Genomic DNA, 13,608 nt, shown 5'->3' with positions numbered 1-13,608 from the left:
ATGAAACCAGCCTCTCCGCCGCGACGGTAGTCCTACGCGCCGACAAGCGACGACACGAACACGTGCGGCGTGAAGCCGGTGAGGTCGTCTATGCCCTCGCCCTGACCGAGGAGCTTCACGGGGATGCCGGTTCGCTCCTGCACGGCGAGCACGAAGCCGCCCTTCGCCGACCCGTCGAGCTTGGTGATGACCAGGCCTGTCACCCCCGCATGCTGCAGGAAGGACTCCGCCTGCATCACCCCGTTCTGGCCCGTCGTCGCGTCCAGCACGAGAAGCACCTCGCTGACCGGCGCCTGCTTCTCCACGACACGGCGCACCTTCGACAGCTCGTCCATCAGGCCGCTCTTGGTGTGCAGCCGCCCCGCCGTGTCGATGATGGCGATCTCGATGCCCTGGTTCTTCGCGTACTCGACGGTCTGGAAGGCGACGGACGCCGGGTCCTGACCCTCGTGCTGGGGGCGCACGATGGCCGCTCCCCCGCGCTGGGCCCAGGTCGCAAGCTGCTCCACCGCGGCTGCACGGAATGTGTCGGCCGCGCCCACGACGACGCTTCGCTCGTAGCCGCGAAGGAACTTCGTGAACTTGCCGATGGTGGTGGTCTTGCCGACCCCGTTCACGCCGACGACGAGCACCACGGCCGGGCGCTCAGTGAGCTTGAGTGTGGTGTCGAACTTCGCGAAGCGCTCCTCGAGCGTCTCGCGAAGCATGCGCTGCAGGTCACGAGGATCGGTCGTGCGGTACCGGTCGACCTTCTCGTGCAGTTCGTCGAGCAGCTGCTCGGTGATATCCGGGCCGAAGTCGGCGGTGATCAGCGCCGTCTCGAGGTCCTCCCACGTCGTCTCGTCGATCGTGGGCTTGACGAACATGCCGCGCAGCGCACGACCGAGGGACCAGGACTTCTCCGCCATGCCTCCAGCCTACGATGACCGGATGAGCATCCGACGCGTGCACGTCCACAGCGCGTCCCCTCTTGTCGGAAACGTCAGACGAGTGCGGCGTGGCGAGCCTCGACGTGTCGAGACACGCCGTGGCACGGCCGAATGGTCTGAGGTTCCCGACATCGGCGCGGGACGATGAACGACGGTCTGTGAGCAGGTCAGGCGGATGCCGCCGCGCGGTCGCCCACGCGCTGACCGACCACAGCTGAGACGCCGTCCTGCCGCATCGAGACGCCGTAGAGCGCGTCGGCTATCTCCATGGTTCGCTTCTGGTGCGTGATGACCAGCAGCTGCGAGCTCTCGCGCAGCTGCTCGAAGACGGTGAGCAGACGGCCCAGGTTGGCATCGTCGAGCGCGGCCTCGACCTCGTCGAGGATGTAGAAGGGGCTGGGCCTCGCCTTGAAGATGGCCACGAGAAGGGCGACGGCGGCGAGGGATCGCTCACCACCCGAGAGCAGCGAGAGCCTCTCGATCTTCTTGCCGACGGGTCGCACGGCGACCTCGATGCCGGTGGTCAGCATGTCATCGGGGTTGGTCAACGAGATGCTGCCTGACCCGCCGGGGAACAGCAGGGGGAAGACCTCGCCGAACGCCTGCCTGGTGTCTTCGAAGGCGGCGGCGAAGATCGACTGCATGCGCTCGTCGAGCTCGGCGATGATCGTGAGCAGGTCCTGCCGGGTCTTCGTGAGGTCGGCGAGCTGCTCGGTGAGGAACGCGTGCCGCTGCTCGAGCGCCGCGAACTCCTCCAGGGCGAGCGGATTCACCCGGCCGAGCTGCGCGAGCTTGCGCTCGGCCTCCTTCAGCCGTCGCTCCTGGATCCGCCGATCGAACGGGATGTCCGCGGCGTCGCCCTCATCGTCGGCATCCGCGCCCGGATCGCGCGGGACGAGCTGATCAGGTCCATATTCCGCAATGAGAATATCTTCGTCGAGCGCGAGCTCCGACGCGACCCGGTCGAGCAGGCTGCCCAGGTGCAGCTTCTTCTCGTGGATCTGCAGCTCGAGCCCGTGGACGCTCTCTGTGAGCCCCGCGAGGCGATCGCGGAGAGTGCTCTCCTGCTTGCGAAGGGCGACCAGCTCCTCGTTGTGCGCGGACCGCTCGGCCTCTGCGGCCGCGAGGGCCACCCGAGCCTCGCTCACCGAACGGTCGATCGAATCCAGCACGCGAGGCAGCTCCTCGGCGACGGCGGACGCAGCCGCCCGTTGAGCACGGCGGATCACCGCCCGTCGGGCCGCCTCGGCGGCAGCATCCCGCTCCTGCTCGCGCTGACGTTCGAGGGCCACCACACGCGCCTGCGCCGCGCGCACCCGCTCGCGCAGCGTCTCGATCTCGAGCCGCGCGCGAACCTCCTCCTCGCGTGCCGACTCGAGCGTGTCGAGCAGCCCGTCACGGGCGGAGGCGTCGAGCACAGGACGGGGTTCGGCCTCGGCCGAGAGCAGCTCGTCCTTCGCCGCCGTCGCCTTCATCTCGGCGTCCGCCACAGCCGACTGCGCCTGGGCGAGACCGGTCTCGAGTCGTTCGCACTCGGCAACCGCGGCCTCGTGCCGCACGGTCACCCGGTTCAGCTGCTCGGCATGGTTGGCCAGCGCCGCGTCGTGCTCGCGCAGAGCGCGCAGGGCGTCCTTCGAGACGCGCCGCGCCGTCTCGACCCGGTCATTGGCCTCGACACGCTTCTCGCGCAGCGCCTCGACGACTCGCCGCACCTCGGCAAGACGTTCGGATGCCGCATCGCGCTCCGCCGCCAGTTCGAGCCGAGACGTCTCGCCGGAGCCGGCGCGGAGCGTGTGCGCCGTGACGACCTCGCCGCCCTTCGTGACGACGGTGACGCGGTCGTCACCCATCACGTCGAGCGCGCAACGCGCCGCGCGCGCAGCGTCGAGGTCGTCGGCGATCAGCACAGCGGACAGCAGCGAGCGCACGCCATGCGGGGCATCCACCACATCCTCCGCCGGAACGACACCTGTGACGTCGGGCATGACGGCCGAGGGTGCGACCGTGCCCTCGGCGATGACGAAGTCGACGGTTCCCCGCGTGCCTTCGGCCACGAGGATGAACGCCCGGTCGGCATCGTCGACGAGCACACCCTCGGCAAGCGGTCCGAGAACAGCCGCGATCGCGGCCTCGAACCCTGCGCGCACCTGCACCGAATCGCCGACCAGCCCTCGCACCCCCGACCCTCCGGATGCCACGATCTCGGCAGCGCCGCCCGACAGCGACAGGGCGCTGGTGAGCGCGGCCGCTTTCGCCATGAGCGAATCGGCCTCGCGCTCCGCCTCGTGCAGGCTTTCGCGCAGCGAATCGCGCTCGGCCTCCGCGGAGGTGACCTCCTTCTGCGCCTCGTCGTATGCCGCCGCGTACTCTGCGGCCGATCCTTCCGGTGCGTGCGCATCGTCGATTGCCTCGAGCGCCTCGGCTGCCTCTCGGCGACGCTGGTGTGCCGATTCGAGCGCCTGCTCCTGCCGCAGCACGGCGCCGCGAACGGCCGCCAGCGCGGAGGCCGCGGCATCCGCGTTGCCGCGCAGCGCGCTGAGCCGCATGTCGTACTGCGAGACGAGCGCGCTCTGCTCGGCGATGTCGACATCGAGCGTGTCGAGCTCGGCGCGGGCGTTCACGACTTCGCGACTCGCAGCGACGGCGGCGTCCTGCGCGTCGCCCAGTCCCTCCGAGATGCGGGTGATCTCGTCGGAGGCTTCGTCGATCGTGTCCTGCGTGACGGTGATTGTCGTCACGGCGTCGTCGTCCTCGCTGCCGAGCAGCGCCAGACGCTGGTTCGCGAGGGTGTACAGGCTGCGCATGCGCTCCTGCGCCTGCTCGAGTGCGAAAGCGATGCTCCGGGCCCGGTCGACGGCCGCCGAGTTCTGCTGCTGTTCGAGCCGCTGGATGCCCGCACGCACCCCTTCGGCCTGCTCCGACAGCACGAGCCGCTCGGTGTGCCGTTCGTGCTCGGTGCGCGTGTGGTCGGCGAGGGCGCTGCGCAGCGCGACGACATCGTCGGCGAACAGTCTGGCCTTGGCGTCGCGGACGACCGCGGCGATCGTCTGCGCCTCGCGCGCGATCTCCGCCTGCCGCCCGAGGGGCTTCAGCTGGCGACGGATCTCGCCGGCGAGATCGCTGAGACGCGTGAGGTTCGTCTCCATCGCCTCGAGCTTGCGCACCGTCTTCTCCTTGCGCCGCCGGTGCTTGAGGATGCCTGCGGCTTCCTCGATGAAGCCGCGGCGGTCCTCTGGTGACGCCTGAAGCACGGTGTCGAGGCGGCCCTGGCCGACGATGACGTGCATCTCGCGGCCGAGGCCCGAGTCGCTGAGCAGCTCCTGCACATCGAGCAGCCGGCAGCTGGAGCCGTTGATGGCGTATTCGCTGGAGCCGTTGCGGAACAGCGTGCGGCTGATCGTCACCTCGGCGTAGTCGATGGGCAGAGCGCCGTCGCTGTTGTCGATCGTCAGCTGCACCTCGGCGCGACCGAGCGGGCCACGGGTGGATGTGCCCGCGAAGATGACGTCCTCCATCTTCCCGCCCCGAAGGGTCTTCGCCCCCTGCTCGCCCATCACCCAGGCGAGGGCGTCGACCACGTTCGACTTGCCCGATCCGTTCGGCCCGACGATGCAGGTGACGCCAGGCTCGAACACGAACGAAGTGGGCTGCGCGAACGATTTGAACCCTTTCAGCGTCAGGCTCTTCAGATGCATGCCGGCGCCTTCGTGGTCAGGGTGTTCACGGGTCAGACGCTACCGGAATCACGAGGTGACGCGCGGATTCCGCGCCGCATTCGAGCTGTTCGACGCGCCGCGCGGATCCGACCGCGACACGCCGATGCGGGAGGAAGAGCTTGACGTACGCGGTGAGGATTCACTAGCGTGGCGTCCGATCACAAGAGAGGAGGTCACCGATGATGATCACGAAGATCGACGCCTGGTTCGAGACCACGTCGCCCGTGCGCGCGCCATACACCGCCGCCTCGGTGACCTTCGCCCGCTCTCAGGGCTAGAACCACACCGCCTCTCCCGATTTCACGGACGCCTTCCCGCGTCCGATCGATGATCGCCGTCGCTGTCCTCCTGGCAGCAGACCTCCGCCCGCTCCGCGGGCCTCGCCCGTCAGCATCCTGACGTCTCGACCGGACACCGTCCCGGTCGAGGGCCTCCTCGATGCTGCGTCCCCGGGCGTCGTTCGTCGCCGTCCACGGCGGGGACGGGGCCCAGCCATCCCTACAGAAAGCGCACACATCGTGAGCACCGTTCTGCTGACCGATGACCGGCAGCAATCCGCATCCATCCACCCGCCGGATACCGAGGGTCGTCAGATCCTCAGCATCCCCGACCGAGACGGCCTCGAGCGTCTGACGCTCGCCGACCGGCTCACCTTCCGCGTCGGACTCTGGCTGCTGCAGCGCAGCACCCGAGTTCGAGACGAGAAGTACCCCTCGCCGACGCCGGATCTCGATCGCCGGCCGCTCCGCGAGACCGAGGCGATCAATCTGCTGGTCTGGGGCCTGCAGCGCAACATGCTCTGAAAGGCGCAGATGATGACCATCACGCTTCCCGCCGACGCGACCCTGCGTCCGCTCGAGCTTCCCGCCCGAGCGGACGCAGGGCCGTCCCCCGCGGTCCAGGCCTATGCCGCCGTACGCAACGAGCTGCTCGTCGAGACCACCGGTCGCGACGATGACTGCCTCACCGCGTCGGAGCTGCTGTCGACGCTCTCGTCCACTCCCGATAGAGATCGACGTCACTGGGCGATCGAACTCGACGGCGACACAGTGGGGCGCTGCGCGCTCGACATCCTGCAGGACGACGGCGGCGAGACCGCGTTCATCACCGTCGCCCTGCTCCGTCGCGCGTGGAGCCGTGGGATCGGATCGGCCGCCTACGCAGAGATCGAGAGAATCGCGCGGGATGCCGGTGTGCGCAAGCTGCTCAACTGGTCGGAACACCACGACGCCGACGCTCCCCTGCCGCGGATCGAGTCCCCCACCGGCTTCGGATCGGCACCAGCCGACCGATCGGCGCGCTTCCTGCAGCGCAAGGGCTTCCGACTCGAGCAGATCGTTCGGGGCAGCGCACTGCACTGGGACGACGAACTCGCCCACCATCTCACCCGCCTGCGCGACGACGCTGCCGCGCATGCCCATGGATATCGCGTCATCCAGTGGATGATCCCCACTCCCGATGAGCACATCGACGGGTACGCATGGATGAAGTCGCGCATGTCGACCGACGTGCCGGACGGGGACCTCGGCATGCCCGAGGAGGTCTGGGACGCCGAGCGCGTGCGCCGCCAGGACTCCCGCATCATCCAGCGCGGCTGGTCGATGCTGGTCACAGCGGCGCTGCACATCACGACCGGAGAGCTGGCGGCCTTCAACGAACTCGCGATCGGCGACGTCCCGACGGCCGGCTCTCATCAATGGGACACTCTCGTGCTCTCCGAGCACCGAGGGCACCGGCTCGGAATGCTCGTGAAGACCGCAGGGCTGCTCGCATGGCGCGAACGTCACCCCGCCTCACCACGGGTGACCACCTACAACGCCGAGGAGAACCGGCCGATGCTCTCCATCAACGAAGCCATCGGCTTCACCCCGATCGCCTACGAAGGCGCCTGGAGGAAGGACCTCGCATGAGCACGACCCTGACGACCGCCGTGAGCACGTCAACCGGACTGGAGATCTCCGCGCTGAGCGTGCCGGAGACGCTGGACGCCCCTGAGGCGGCTGACTTCCACGCCTTCGTCGCCCTGAACAACGCGATCTGCCTGAGCGACACGGGCCTGGACGACTTCGCACGCAGCGCCGAGGAGATGCTGCCGCACTGGCGCGAGAGCACGGACGAAGTGCACCTCACGCTTCTCGCCCGCGAAGCGGGTGCGATCGTCGGTGCCGTGACGGTGAGTCACGCGACCGCAGAGCCGACCAGCGCAGAGTTCGACCTGATGGTGCTGCCCGAGAACTGGGGCCGCGGGATCGAGACGGCGCTGCTCGCCGCCGCGGAGGCCGAGGTGCGGGCGCTCGGCCGCAGGGTGATCCAGGCGTGGACCCTGCACCGGCCCGATCCGGATGCGGATACCTTCGTGCCGAAGACCGGGTGGGGTCGCGCCACCCGCACCCCGCACGCGCAGCTGCTCGCCGACGACGGCTTCGTGCTCGAGCAGGTCGAGCGCAACAGCGCCTTCGACCTGCAGGCCGATCCGTCGCCGATCGAGCGGATGCTCGCCGACGCGCTGGCGGTCGCCGGTGACGACTACCGTCTGGTCGAGTGGACGATCCCGACTCCGCCCGCGCTGCGCTCCGGCTACGCATGGGCACTGTCGCGGATGTCGACCGACGCGCCGAGCGGCGATCTCGAGGTCGACGAGGAGATCTGGGATGCCGATCGCATCGCCCGGCGCGATGCTCGCTTCGTCGACGGCGGTCAGACCGTATCGGTCGCCGCGGTCGAGCACGTGCCGACGGGGACCCTCGCGGCGTTCAACGAGCTGGTCATCGGGGCTGACCCGACGGGGGTGACACACCAGTACTGCACGCTCGTGCTGAAGGAGCACCGCGGCCACAGGCTCGGGCAGATCGTGAAGTGCGCGAACATCCTGCGCTGGCGCGGTATCGCACCGCAGTCGCCGCGCATCACCACGTTCAACGCCGAGGAGAACCGCCCGATGCTCGACATCAACGAGGCCATGGGCTTCCGGCCGGCCTCGTACGCGGGGGCGTGGCAGAAGAAGCTGTCGTGAATCATCCCGGAGGATGATCCCGGTCAAGCGGGATCATCCTCCGGTGCGACGACGGGCTGGCTCGTCGCGCCGGATGCTGGAATCATGATCGATTCCGTGCTCTCCGCCCAGATGCTGACCAAGACCTATGGCACCACCCGCGCCCTGGCCGGCGTGGACGTCGAGGTGGCCCGCGGCGAGTCGCTCGCCATCATGGGCGCGTCCGGCTCGGGTAAGACGACTCTGCTTCATGTGCTCGCGGGCATCGTGAGCCCCGACTCCGGGAGCGTGTCGTTCCGGCCGGCATCGGGCGGGGCCGTCGACGTCACCGCTCAGAGCGAGACATCGCGATCGAAGCTGCGCCGCGAGCGCTTCGGGTTCGTCTTCCAGCAGGGTCTGCTGATCCCCGAGCTCACCGCGATCGAGAACGTCGCACTGGCTCTGATGATCAACGGCATGAAGCGCCAGGAGGCCACGACCCACGCCGCGCGATGGCTGCACTCGCTCGGTCTCGCAGGCATGGAGGAGCGTCGGATCGGCGAGCTCTCCGGCGGCCAGGCTCAGCGCGTGGCGATCGCCCGCGCCCAGGTGACCGGGGCCGAGCTCATCTTCGCCGATGAGCCGACGGGCGCCCTCGATTCGCACACCTCGAGTGAGGTGATGGATGCCCTGCTCTGGTCGACGACGGGCCAGGGGCGCACTCTCGTGGTCGTGACCCACGATCCGCAGGTGGCCGAGCGCTGCTCCCGAACGCTGTCGATGCGCGATGGCGCGATCGTGGCCGAGGTGCAGGCATGAACGCCGGCGTGATCCGGATGCTGCTGCGCCCCGCTCCTGGGACCGCGGCGACCGTCGCCATCCCCGCCACCGCATTCGCGATCGTCACCGCTCTCGTGCTCATCGTCGTCGGCGGCGCCCAGTCCTTCTGGTCGTGGGAAGACGACTACGCGATGATCTACCAGGTGCTTGCTGCCGTCGCACTGGTGCTCCTCGTCATGCCGCTGGCATCACTCGGCGGGGCAGCCGCCCGACTCTCGGCGAGACGTCGCGACGAGCGGCTCTCGACTCTGCGACTGCTCGGGGTCACGCCGACCGGAGTGGGCGCGCTGACGGTGGTCGAGTCCACTCTCATCGCGCTCGCCGGTGTCGTGGTCGGCGTGCTCGGGTATCTCGCAGTCGTGCCCGCCATCGGCCTGATCCCCTTCCGGGGAGCACCGCTCGGAGCCTCTGCCGTCATGCTCGCACCGCTCGCGATCATCGGTCTGGCGACGGCCGCGCTGATGCTCGCGGCCGTCAGCGCGGTGCTGGGTCTGCGGCGGGTCGTCCTCTCGCCACTCGGCGTGCGCATGCGCGCCCAGGCGTCCGGTGCCCACTGGCTGCGCGCAGTGATCGCTGTCGTGCTGCTCGCCTCTGCATTCGCACTCGCCCAGCTCGTCCCGTCGCTCGCCGGCACGGTGTCGGTGGCGGTCGTGCTCGCCGCGCTGTTCGGCGGCGCTCTCGCCGTCTTGAACGTGGTCGGGCCATGGGCGCTGAAGGTGGCATCCGCACGACAGGCGAAGCGCGCGACGAGCGCCGTCCGTCTCCTGGCGGCGCGCACGGTGCTCGATGATCCGAAAGCGGCGTGGCGTCAGGTCGGCGGAATCGCCATGGCGAGCTTCATGGCTGTATTCGCCGGCACCGGCGTCTCGCTCATGAATGTCATGAGCACCTCCGACGCGGCCTCAGCCGATGTGCAGCTCATCATCGACATGCGCACGGGACTGATCATCACGCTCATCGCGTCATTCCTGATGGTCGCCGCATCGGTCGGCGTGACGCAGGCGTCCGACGTGCTCGACCAGCGCGTGCTGCATCGCAGCCTGCATCACCTCGGCATGCCGATGAGCACCGTGGACTCGGCGCGCAGGCGGGCGATCATGTCGCCACTGCTGCTCACTGCGGTGGGATCGGCGGTGTGCGCGGGGGTCGTCGTGTTCCCGCTGCTCGGGATGACGCTGATCATCGCGCCCCTGTCGCTGCTGACGATCGGCGCAGTGCTGGCCACGGGCATCCTGACCGTGTGGCTCAGCACCCTCGCGACCAGACCACTGCTTCGGAGCGCCTTCGCCGCCGCGTGAGCATCGCACTGGCAGACTGAGCGGATGATCCTGCGCACCCCGCGTCTCGACCTGCGCGAGATGACCGACGACGACATGCCGGCATTGTGCGCCATCCTGCAGGACGCCGAGACCATGACGGCGTACGAGGGCGCCTTCGACGACGACATGGTGCAGGCGTGGTTCACCCGTATGCGCGATCGCTATCGCGACGACGGATTCGGGATGTGGGCAGTCGTCCTGCGCGAGACGGGTGAGATGATCGGCCAGTGCGGGCTGACCAGGCAGCACATCCTCGACGAGGACGTGATCGAGGTCGGCTACCTGTTCAATCGCGCGCACTGGCACCGCGGATATGCGGTCGAAGCTGCTGCCGCATCTCGTGACCGCGCCTTCACGCTGCTCGGCGCCGATCGCGTGTGGGCTCAGGTGCGCGACACCAACATCGCCTCGATGAACGTCGCCATCCGGCTCGGCATGACCGTTCGCGGGCGCTTCGTCAAGCACTATCGCGGCGTCGACATGCCGCACCTGGCATTCGCGATCGACCGACAGCAGGCGTGATCCGACGCTCAGCGTCGAGCGCTGCACGCCCCGATCATCGTCGAAGACGGGGCGCATAGACTATGGCCATGCTTCATGCCCGTGATTGATCGGCAGCGGCGACGTTCGGCGTCGCTTCTCAGCTCCGATCCACATTCATCAGCACGCCCCGGCGTGCTCTTCAGCATGAGGTATTTCTGCTATGCTTTCCATTTCGGATGCACGTTACGTCGACGTGCTTGCACTTCCCCGGGTTCCCCTGACGTTCGGAACCTCACTGATCGGACGGGCGGCCTACGCGCTCGTCTTCCTGCCGCTGCTCTATGCCGTCACCGACGCGACCGGGTCGATCGCCCAAGCCGGTCTCGCGATCGCACTCTATGGCGCCGGGGCCGGCTTTCTCGCCCCGGTTCGCGCGTGGCTTCTCGATCACTTCGGTGCACGAAGAGTCATCGCGACCCTTGTGATCCTGTTCGCGATGGCGCTCACGTCGATCGCGATCGCAGCGCTGACGGCCTCTGGAGGCGTCCTGCTCCTGGTGCTCAGCGCAGCGGCGGGGTCGGTCGCTCCCCCGCTCGGGCCCACCATGCGGGTGGCGTGGCAGTCGCTCGCTCCTGAGGGCGAGCCTCTCAAACGGGCGATGAGTCTGGACGCCGTCGTCGAGGAGCTGCTCTACCTCGGCGGCCCGGCCATCGCCGGGCTTTCGCTGGCCTTCGCGAGCCCCGGTGCCGTGCTGCTCGGTCCGGCAGCGATGGTGCTCGTCGGCGGGCTGCTCTTCGTCGCGACGCCGGCGGTCGGCGCGATGGGCGCGAAGCCGAGGACCGAGCCGGACGATCGGAGTGAACGCCCGCTCATCCTCGAGCTGCGATTCGTCTCGATCGTCCTTCCGGTGCTGACGGCAGGCGGCCTGTCAGGGGCGATCAGCGTCGCGGTGCCGAAGATGCTGTCAGGTGATGGCGGCTCGACAGCCGCTGGCGTCGCGCTCGGGTGCTTCGCCGGAGGCAGCGCGGTCGGAGGACTGCTCTTCGGACGGATGCGAATGCCCGGCAGCCCGTTCCGTCAGCTCGCAGCGCTCGTACTGCTGATGGCCTCGGTGCTCGCGACCCTCGCGTTCGTATCCGGAGCTGTCGCGGTGGCGGCCGTCCTCGCTGTCGCCGGGCTGTTCTTCTCGCCGATCATGATCGTCGGATACATGGCAGCCGGGACGATGGGAGGCGACCACCGTCAGAATTCGGCGACGACGTGGGTGAACACGGGCCACAATCTCGGCTCGGCGGCAGGAAGCGCAGTCATCGGCGTCGGGTTGCAACTCGCCGGCGCACCGACCGCGATGATATGGACGGCAGGAGCAGCAGCCGTTCTGCTCCTGATCGCCAGCGTGCTGAACGCGTACGCTGGCGAGGCCGGGAAGTAGGCTGTGGAGCGCTCTCGGTCTCGGGAGCGCTCCACACTGCTCTGCTCTGCCGGGCTTCGCTCACCACTCGGCGCGGCTGCTGGCTGATCCGACGCTCAGCGTGGACGCTGGCAGCGCGGGCAGTAGTGGCTCGACCGATTCATGAACGCCTCGCGACGGATCGCACCCCCGCACCGCGGGCACGCCTCTCCCCCGCGGCCGTACACATTCAGCGAGTGCGCGAAGTAACCGGCCTGCCCGTTGACGTTGACGTACTGCGCGTCGAAGCTCGTTCCGCCCTCTGCGAGCGCCTTCTCGAGCACGAGGCGCACCTCGGCAAGCAGCCGTCGCAGCGCCTGAACGGACAGGGCCGTGCCGTGGGTCTCGGGGTGGATGCGCGCGGCCCACAGCGACTCGTCGGCGTAGATGTTGCCGATGCCGCTCACCAGGGACTGGTCGAGCAGGATCCGCTTGACGGCGCTCGAGCGGCGCCGGATCCGTGCGATCACATCGCGCTCGTCGAAGGCCGGGTCGAGCGGGTCGCGGGCGATGTGCATGACCTGAGACGGCACGAGCGGGTCGTCGATGCCGTAGCCGCCGGAGGCGGCATCCGCGGTGGGCAGCAGTCGGTCGACGGCCAGTGAGCCGAAGGTCCGCTGATCCGCGAAGACCACGGCGAGGAGGCCGTGCTGCGGATGCTCGATGCGCAGCCGCACGCGCTCGTGGCGCTCGAGCGGGGCATCCGGATCGCGCAGCAGCATCTGCCCGCTCATGCCGAGGTGAGCGACGAGCGCCTCCGGCTCGCCGGCGCGCTCCGCGAGCGGAAGCCACAGGAACTTGCCGCGCCGAGCGGCGGCGTGCACGTCGCGTCCTTCGAGCCGGCCGACGAAGTCGGCTGCGTCGAGCGGATGCCTGGTGAGGGCGCGCTCGTCGAGCACGTCGACCGAGAGCACCCGGGCGCCGGTGACGGCGGGGGCGAGTCCGTGACGGACGACCTCGACCTCGGGAAGCTCGGGCACGCGGGATCAGACCCGGTCGCTGAGCAGCCGCCACGCGGTGAGCGCTGCAGCCATCTCGGCGGTCTTCTTGCTCGTGCCGACGCCGGTGCACGCAACCTCACCGACCCGCACGGTCGCCGTGAAGACGCGGTCGTGGTCGGGGCCGGCCGATTCGACGGAGTAGATCGGCGGGGTCGATCCCAGACGTGCAGCCAGCTCCTGCAGACTCGTCTTCGGATCCATCGCCGCACCGTAGCGCTCAGGGTCTGCGAGCAGCGGCTCGGTCAGCCTCAGCACGAGCTCTGTCGCGGCATCCGGTCCTGCCGAGAGGAAGGTCGCCCCGAAGACGGCCTCCATGGTGTCGGCGAGGATCGAGTCCTTGTCGCGTCCGCCGGTCTGCTCCTCACCTCGCCCGAGGCGCAGATGCGCACCGAGCCCGATACCGCGAGCGACCTCGGCGAGGGCGACGGTCGAGACGACGCTCGCGCGCCTCTTTGCCAGTTCGCCCTCGTCGAGGTCGGGATGCGTGGTGAAGAGCATGACGGTCACGGCGAGGCCGAGCACCGAGTCCCCGAGGAACTCGAGACGCTCGTTGTTCGGGATGCCGCCGTGCTCGTAAGCGTAGGAGCGGTGCGTGAGCGCCCGCTCCAGCAGCTCAGGATCGATGTCGACGCCGAGCTTCTCGATCAGCGAGGCTCGCCCCGCGAGAATCTCGGTCATGACCGATCCGATCAGATGTCGGCGACCTTGCGGCCCTTGTACTCGAGGAACAGCTCGGTGCCCTGCGAGTCGGTGACGACCTTCGCCTGGTGCGGACGGCTGTAGACGACCTTGCCGTTCTCGACGGTCTTGACGAGCGCGGGAGCCTCGGCCTTCCACTGCGCACGGCGCGAGCGGGTGTTCGAACGGGAGACCTTGCGCTTCGGGGGGTTACCAGCCAT

At 68.8% G+C, this 13,608-nt stretch carries 12 protein-coding genes; 7 read left to right on the top strand and 5 right to left on the bottom strand.

All coding sequences use genetic code 11. From position 1 onward, the window contains the following. Window positions 1-32: 32 nt before the first annotated feature. Window positions 33-908 carry a signal recognition particle-docking protein FtsY gene (gene ftsY / locus FVO59_RS13345; RefSeq protein WP_182253066.1) on the bottom strand — a complete coding sequence of 292 codons (876 nt, stop codon included), beginning with the start codon at window positions 906-908 and terminating at the stop codon, window positions 33-35. A gap of 188 nt (window positions 909-1,096) precedes the next feature. Continuing rightward, window positions 1,097-4,624, bottom strand: a complete 3,528-nt coding sequence (gene smc / locus FVO59_RS13340) for a chromosome segregation protein SMC (RefSeq protein WP_182253065.1) — start codon at window positions 4,622-4,624, stop codon at window positions 1,097-1,099. 539 nt (window positions 4,625-5,163) lie between these two features. On the opposite strand from smc, the gene FVO59_RS13335 reads away from it, so the two are divergent. From FVO59_RS13335 to FVO59_RS13305, 7 genes are all read left to right on the top strand, one after another. Continuing rightward, window positions 5,164-5,448 carry a hypothetical protein gene (locus tag FVO59_RS13335; RefSeq protein ID WP_182253064.1) on the top strand — a complete coding sequence of 95 codons (285 nt, stop codon included), beginning with the start codon at window positions 5,164-5,166 and terminating at the stop codon, window positions 5,446-5,448. 12 nt (window positions 5,449-5,460) lie between these two features. Further along, window positions 5,461-6,555, top strand: coding sequence for a GNAT family N-acetyltransferase (locus tag FVO59_RS13330; RefSeq protein ID WP_182253063.1), 1,095 nt, complete (start codon window positions 5,461-5,463; stop codon window positions 6,553-6,555). Then, window positions 6,552-7,658 (top strand): GNAT family N-acetyltransferase, encoded by a 1,107-nt coding sequence (locus FVO59_RS13325; protein ID WP_182253062.1) that lies wholly within the window; start codon window positions 6,552-6,554, stop codon window positions 7,656-7,658. Before FVO59_RS13330 ends, FVO59_RS13325 begins: the two co-directional genes overlap by 4 nt. An 84-nt stretch (window positions 7,659-7,742) precedes the next feature. Beyond that, entirely contained in the window at window positions 7,743-8,435 is a 693-nt protein-coding gene (locus FVO59_RS13320; protein ID WP_182253061.1) for an ABC transporter ATP-binding protein, read from the top strand. Next, entirely contained in the window at window positions 8,432-9,754 is a 1,323-nt protein-coding gene (locus FVO59_RS13315; protein ID WP_182253060.1) for an FtsX-like permease family protein, read from the top strand. The genes FVO59_RS13320 and FVO59_RS13315 overlap by 4 nt, the downstream gene beginning before the upstream one ends. Window positions 9,755-9,778: 24 nt before the next feature. Continuing rightward, on the top strand, window positions 9,779-10,297 hold the full coding sequence (locus FVO59_RS13310; protein WP_182253059.1) for a GNAT family N-acetyltransferase: 519 nt from the start codon (window positions 9,779-9,781) through the stop codon (window positions 10,295-10,297). A 181-nt stretch (window positions 10,298-10,478) separates the two neighbouring features. Then, the gene (locus tag FVO59_RS13305; protein WP_182253058.1) at window positions 10,479-11,690 is read left to right on the top strand and encodes an MFS transporter; all 1,212 of its coding nucleotides are present in this window, start codon (window positions 10,479-10,481) and stop codon (window positions 11,688-11,690) included. A 95-nt stretch (window positions 11,691-11,785) separates the two neighbouring features. On the opposite strand, the gene mutM is transcribed toward FVO59_RS13305, so the two are convergent. From mutM to rpmF, 3 genes are read right to left on the bottom strand one after another with little or no spacing between them, the layout of a single operon-like run. Beyond that, window positions 11,786-12,688: a bifunctional DNA-formamidopyrimidine glycosylase/DNA-(apurinic or apyrimidinic site) lyase gene (mutM, locus tag FVO59_RS13300; RefSeq protein ID WP_182253057.1), complete on the bottom strand. Its 903-nt coding sequence runs from the start codon at window positions 12,686-12,688 to the stop codon at window positions 11,786-11,788. A gap of 6 nt (window positions 12,689-12,694) precedes the next feature. Continuing rightward, on the bottom strand, window positions 12,695-13,387 hold the full coding sequence (gene rnc / locus FVO59_RS13295; RefSeq protein WP_182253056.1) for a ribonuclease III: 693 nt from the start codon (window positions 13,385-13,387) through the stop codon (window positions 12,695-12,697). An 11-nt stretch (window positions 13,388-13,398) separates the two neighbouring features. Further along, a complete protein-coding gene (gene rpmF, locus FVO59_RS13290) occupies window positions 13,399-13,608 on the bottom strand; it encodes a 50S ribosomal protein L32 (RefSeq protein WP_040165203.1) in 210 nt (69 codons plus the stop codon).

Source organism: Microbacterium esteraromaticum, from assembly GCF_014084045.1.
In the GTDB taxonomy this organism is placed as follows: Bacteria; Actinomycetota; Actinomycetes; order Actinomycetales; family Microbacteriaceae; genus Microbacterium; species Microbacterium esteraromaticum_D.
This window is presented reverse-complemented; position numbering and strand designations above follow the sequence as displayed.

What these genes read in the sequence shown, in the direction of transcription:
- rpmF (WP_040165203.1), bottom strand. Translation starts at nt 13,608, where the DNA reads ATGGCTGGTAACCCCCCGAAGCGCAAGGTCTCCCGTTCGAACACCCGC.
- FVO59_RS13305 (WP_182253058.1), top strand. Translation starts at nt 10,479, where the DNA reads ATGCTTTCCATTTCGGATGCACGTTACGTCGACGTGCTTGCACTTCCC.
- rnc (WP_182253056.1), bottom strand. Translation starts at nt 13,387, where the DNA reads ATGACCGAGATTCTCGCGGGGCGAGCCTCGCTGATCGAGAAGCTCGGC.
- FVO59_RS13330 (WP_182253063.1), top strand. Translation starts at nt 5,461, where the DNA reads ATGACCATCACGCTTCCCGCCGACGCGACCCTGCGTCCGCTCGAGCTT.
- FVO59_RS13315 (WP_182253060.1), top strand. Translation starts at nt 8,432, where the DNA reads ATGAACGCCGGCGTGATCCGGATGCTGCTGCGCCCCGCTCCTGGGACC.
- ftsY (WP_182253066.1), bottom strand. Translation starts at nt 908, where the DNA reads ATGGCGGAGAAGTCCTGGTCCCTCGGTCGTGCGCTGCGCGGCATGTTC.
- smc (WP_182253065.1), bottom strand. Translation starts at nt 4,624, where the DNA reads ATGCATCTGAAGAGCCTGACGCTGAAAGGGTTCAAATCGTTCGCGCAG.
- FVO59_RS13310 (WP_182253059.1), top strand. Translation starts at nt 9,779, where the DNA reads ATGATCCTGCGCACCCCGCGTCTCGACCTGCGCGAGATGACCGACGAC.
- FVO59_RS13325 (WP_182253062.1), top strand. Translation starts at nt 6,552, where the DNA reads ATGAGCACGACCCTGACGACCGCCGTGAGCACGTCAACCGGACTGGAG.
- FVO59_RS13320 (WP_182253061.1), top strand. Translation starts at nt 7,743, where the DNA reads ATGATCGATTCCGTGCTCTCCGCCCAGATGCTGACCAAGACCTATGGC.